This is a genomic window from Kribbella sp. (genome assembly GCF_035687465.1).
In the GTDB taxonomy this organism is placed as follows: Bacteria; Actinomycetota; Actinomycetes; order Propionibacteriales; family Kribbellaceae; genus Kribbella.
In genome coordinates this window covers 1-4347 of record NZ_DASRXP010000536.1, presented here as the reverse complement: position 1 = coordinate 4347, position 4347 = coordinate 1, and the positions used below count along the sequence as shown (strand labels likewise).

Here is a 4347-nt window from a genome sequence, read left to right as displayed (position 1 = left end):
AAGGTTTGCCGCGAGTTAGATCCAGCGTGAGCTTCTGTGTCTTCAGCTGGGCATAGTTCGCCGACTGAGCTTCGTGCTCGGATACAAGATCAGCGTGACTCATCAGGCCGTACTGCGTTTGGCGGGGCATCCCACGGATCGCCTTCCTGGCTCGGCTACAAAGACCGGTCCAGGTTACTCGCGAGTCAACCACCACAGACAGCGGATTAAGCGTGCCGCGAAATAAAGGGACTCCGCGCACCCGGCAGAGCCCGTTGACCCTTGCTGCCTTCCGGCCCTGGGGGAGTTCACAGGATGGACGCCGCGCGGGGTCCGGGGGTTGAGTGTAGTCCCGGACGGAGGGCAGGAGCGAAGCGACCGGGGAATGTATCGGAGGGCAGGAGCGAAGCGACCGGGGAATGTGCCAGCCGCAAGCGGCTTGGTGGGGCGTCCAAGCCCGTTCGGCTACCATTGCCCGCGGAGGATTCGCCTAGTGGCCTATGGCGCTCGCCTGGAACGCGGGTTGGGTTAATAGCCCTCAGGGGTTCAAATCCCCTATCCTCCGCCCGCGGTTCGGGGTGCGACTGGCTGAACGGCCAGGTCGCACTCCGAACATCGAGGGGGACGTCCCATCGAGGGACCAACCGGACTCAAGGAGGAGTATGCGGCGCTGGGTCGCGGTCGCGTGGCACGCAACGTTCTTCGTTGTGGGCGGAGCCCTCTACTTCTTCTTCGTACTGCCACGATGGTTCGAACTCACGGGCGCTTGGACTCCGAGGCTCGGCATGCCAATGCGCATCGTCGACGGGCTGCTCATCGGCCTCGCCGCACTTCCAGTCGTGTTCACCCTGCTGCGCACACGTAAGCCCGAGTTCGGCACTCCGCAGCTGGCGTTGTCGCTGCGACTGTGGTCGATCGTCCTTCACGTGCTCGCGGGCGTGCTGATCGTCGGCGCAGCCGTCGCCGAGAGCTGGCTCAGCCTCGACAGCGCCGGCCAGTGGTTGTTCGGGATCTACGGAGCCGCGGCCGGGCTGGCCGTGTTGGGCGCGCTCGGCTTCTACCTGGCGTTCGTGGCCGAGCAGCCGCCGCCGCCGCCGAAACCCATCAAGCTCAAGTCGAAGACCACCCGCCGCGGACGTGGCAAGTCCGAGGACGAGTCAGCTGTCGATGACGTCGATGACGTCGAAGACCAGGTCGATGACGGCGAGACCTCCGAGTCGGACGACGGGGCCGCCGAACCGTCCGATACGCCGCTGGAGACGGTCTCCCTGGCCAAGGACGCCGAAGAGTCGTCCTCTGCCGATGACGAGTCCGAGGGCAAGCTGCGAAACCGCCGTCCTGGCGGCAAGTCGACGTCGCGTTTCCGGCGCAGGAGCGGCGGCGTCGCACTCGACGAGTAACGCCCGCGGTTAATATTCCGACAGTTGGGGCAATCACCCGTCAGAATTAAGGAATAGCGCTCCAGCTAGCCGCGGAAGGTCGTGCATGCGCAGGATTCAGTCCTGGTGGCGAACCACCATCGTGATCGCCGTGTGCTCGACACTTGCCGTGGTCGCGCCCGCACCGGCTTCGGCCGTTCCTGTCGACATGACCGTGGCGATTGGGCAGGTCGCACCGGCGGTGACACGGATCGACACCACGATCAACTACCAGCACGCAATCGGTGCCGGAACCGGCGTCGTGCTGGATCCCGGCGGCGCGGTTCTGACGAACTTTCACGTCGTGCAGGGCGCGGACAGCATCACCGCGAGCGTCGGCGGACAGTCCTTCCCGGCCGATCTCGTCGGCTACGACCGCGAGCACGACATTGCGGTGCTCCAACTGCGGGGCGCCGGTGGGCTGCCGGTAGGTCCCATTGGCGACTCGTCACGGCTCGCCGAGGGCGACCCCGTCGTCGCACTCGGGAACGCCAGCGGATCGGATAGTCCGCTCACACAGGAGGCCGGCGAGGTGGTCGGCTTCGGGCGCACCATCTCGGCCAAGGACGAACTCACCGGAACCGCCAACCAGATGACCGGACTGATCGAGTTCGCGGCCCCGGTACGGGCGGGCGACTCCGGCGGCCCCCTGGTCAACGGCGCAGGCCAGGTGGTCGGTGTGACGACCGCGGCGACGCTCAACTTCCGCATGGGTCCTGGCGGCAAGGGCTTCGCGATCCCGATCAACGACGCGATGGCCGTGGCGGGACAGATCCGGTCCGGGGCACCGAACGACTCGGTGCACATCGGACCGCCGACGCTGCTCGGCGTCGGCGTGAGCGCCAGGGAGCAGCAGCAGGGGTTGCCCGGCGTCATCATTCACGAGGTTCTGCGCGGCGGCCCGGCCCAGCAGGCGGGGCTGTTGGACGGCGACGTGCTCGTCAGCATCGATGGCGTTCAGCTGAATTCGGCCACGTCGCTGACCACCGTGCTCGACCGCCACTACCCCGGCGACGTCGTCGACCTCGTGTGGATCGACCGCGGCGGCCAACAGCACAACGGCAAGGCCGCGCTCTCGTCCTGAGTTGGGCAAAAACGGCCGGGCAACCGGATCACGCTCCCCTATGCTGAGCGAGTGCCAAACAATTCTTCGTATCGCGTCGTCCAGTGGACGACGGGCAATGTCGGCAAGAGCTCGGTCGCGGCCATCGCCCGCAATCCAACCCTCGAGCTGGTCGGCTGTTACGCCTGGTCAGAGGACAAGGTCGGCCGCGACGTCGGAGTCCTGGCCGGCATCGAGCCGCTCGGCGTCGCCGCCACCAACGACGTGGACGCGCTGCTGGCACTGAAGCCCGACGTCGTCGTCTACAACCCGATGTGGATCGACGTCGACGAGCTCGCGCGCATCCTGTCGGCCGGTATCAACGTCGTCGCGACCGCATCGTTCATCACCGGCCACAACCAGGGCGCCGGCCGGGACAAGATCGTCGAGGCGTGCAAGACCGGCGGCTCGACGATGTTCGGTACCGGCATCAGCCCCGGCTACGTCAACCAGCTGGCCATCGTGGCGGCGGGCATCTGCGACCGCGTCGACAAGATCACCGTCAACGAAGCCGCCGACACCACGTTCTACGACTCGCCGGCGACCGAGAAGCCGGTCGGCTTCGGTCAGCCGATCGACCACCCCGACCTCCAGGCGATGACCGCCCACGGCACCGGCGTGTTCGGTGAGGCGGTCCGGATGATCGGCGACGCGCTGGGCATCGAGCTCGACGAGGTGCGCTGCGATGCCGAGTATGCCCAGACGACAGAGGATCTCGACCTGGGCTCGTGGACCATCCCCGCGGGTGGTGTGGCAGGAGTCTTCGTCAGCTGGAAGGGCTTGGTCGGTGGCATCACCCGCGTCGAGCTCACCCTGCGGTGGCGAAAGGGCCAGACGCTCGAGCCCGACTGGCAGATCGAGCAGGACGGCTGGGTCATCGAGGTCGCGGGCCGGCCGACGGTGACCATGAAGGTCGGCTTCCTGCCGCCGCCGGACTTCGAGGCGACCACGCTGGAGGAGTTCATGGTGCTCGGGCACATCATGACGGCGACGCCGCCACTGAACGCCATCCCAGCGGTCGTGGCGTCCGCGCCCGGCATCGTCACCTACAACGATCTGCCGCTGATCCTGCCGCGCGGAGTCGTACCGACGAGCTAATTCGCCGGCGACTGCTGCTGGTCCTGGATCAGCTGCGGATCACTCTGCTCGGCTTGGTAGATGTCTTGGTTGGCCTGCGCCTGAGCTTCTTCGTTCTGTTCTTCGGCCGCCTGCGCGGACTCGTCTGCTTCTTGCTGATCCAGGGCTTGCTGCTGCTGTTGCTGCTCGTCGTCCATCCGTTGCTGGTCGTCCTCCTCTTCTTGCTCCTGCGCCAATTCGGCGGAGTCATCGTCGGAGTCGGTGTCGTCATCGGGCGCCACGTCATCGCTGACGTCGGGTACTGCGGCGGGCGGGGCTGCGGCCGGAGGGGCCGGAGGCGCGCTCGGTGCCGGTGGGCCCTTAGGGGCAATCCGCTTGTCGGCCAACGCGTTCAGCGGCCCCGACGCGATGGTGGTCTCGGTGTGGCCCAATCTGAGCCCGTGCCCGACCCCGAAGAGTGCGACGACGGCCGCAATCGCGACAACGGTCTGCGATACGCGCCAGCGCAGGCTCACTTCATTCATGTGACGATCGTCACGCGCCTTTATGGGTTAGTGCACTGATCTTGTTATGGCTGCGCTGTGAGTCCGCGCCCCGGGTCAGGCCTTCGCTTCGCGACGTAGGCTCCGTTGCGTGGCCGAAATCAGACGAGTGCGCCGACTGACCCGATTTGCCGTGACCGCGACCGTGTTGATGATGGCCGTGACCGCGGGTCTGATGGTGCCCCCCGGCCCGACGGCGAGCGCCGTTGACGCCAAGGCCATCCGGGTG

The 4347-nt window shown here is 66.7% G+C and carries 4 protein-coding genes, 1 tRNA gene and 1 other RNA gene; 4 read left to right on the top strand and 2 right to left on the bottom strand.

What is annotated here, in order from left to right:
• Nucleotides 1-221: 221 nt before the first annotated feature.
• An RNA gene (ffs, locus tag VFG33_RS28330) (signal recognition particle sRNA small type) lies at nt 222-318 on the bottom strand.
• Nucleotides 319-458: 140 nt separating this feature from the next.
• On the opposite strand from ffs, the gene VFG33_RS28325 reads away from it, so the two are divergent.
• The 4 genes from VFG33_RS28325 (at nt 459) to VFG33_RS28310 (ending at nt 3597) form a co-directional block, all read left to right on the top strand.
• Nucleotides 459-544 (top strand) — tRNA-Ser (locus VFG33_RS28325).
• A 97-nt stretch (nt 545-641) separates the two neighbouring features.
• On the top strand, nt 642-1379 hold the full coding sequence (lucA, locus tag VFG33_RS28320) for a lipid uptake coordinator LucA (protein WP_325056025.1): 738 nt from the start codon (nt 642-644) through the stop codon (nt 1377-1379).
• 85 nt (nt 1380-1464) lie between these two features.
• Complete coding sequence (locus tag VFG33_RS28315; RefSeq protein WP_325056024.1) at nt 1465-2481, top strand: S1C family serine protease; 1017 nt, start codon at nt 1465-1467, stop codon at nt 2479-2481.
• 51 nt (nt 2482-2532) lie between these two features.
• Nucleotides 2533-3597: an NAD(P)H-dependent amine dehydrogenase family protein gene (locus VFG33_RS28310; RefSeq protein WP_325056023.1), complete on the top strand. Its 1065-nt coding sequence runs from the start codon at nt 2533-2535 to the stop codon at nt 3595-3597.
• On the opposite strand, the gene VFG33_RS28305 is transcribed toward VFG33_RS28310, so the two are convergent.
• Nucleotides 3594-4100: a hypothetical protein gene (locus VFG33_RS28305; protein ID WP_325056022.1), complete on the bottom strand. Its 507-nt coding sequence runs from the start codon at nt 4098-4100 to the stop codon at nt 3594-3596. The two genes, VFG33_RS28310 and VFG33_RS28305, sit on opposite strands and share 4 nt — an antisense overlap.
• Nucleotides 4101-4347 lie beyond the last annotated feature (247 nt).

Bases quoted from the DNA above. Each gene is read 5' to 3' on its own strand.
- lucA (WP_325056025.1), top strand. From the start codon at position 642: ATGCGGCGCTGGGTCGCGGTCGCGTGGCACGCAACGTTCTTCGTTGTG.
- VFG33_RS28305 (WP_325056022.1), bottom strand. From the start codon at position 4,100: ATGAATGAAGTGAGCCTGCGCTGGCGCGTATCGCAGACCGTTGTCGCG.
- VFG33_RS28315 (WP_325056024.1), top strand. From the start codon at position 1,465: ATGCGCAGGATTCAGTCCTGGTGGCGAACCACCATCGTGATCGCCGTG.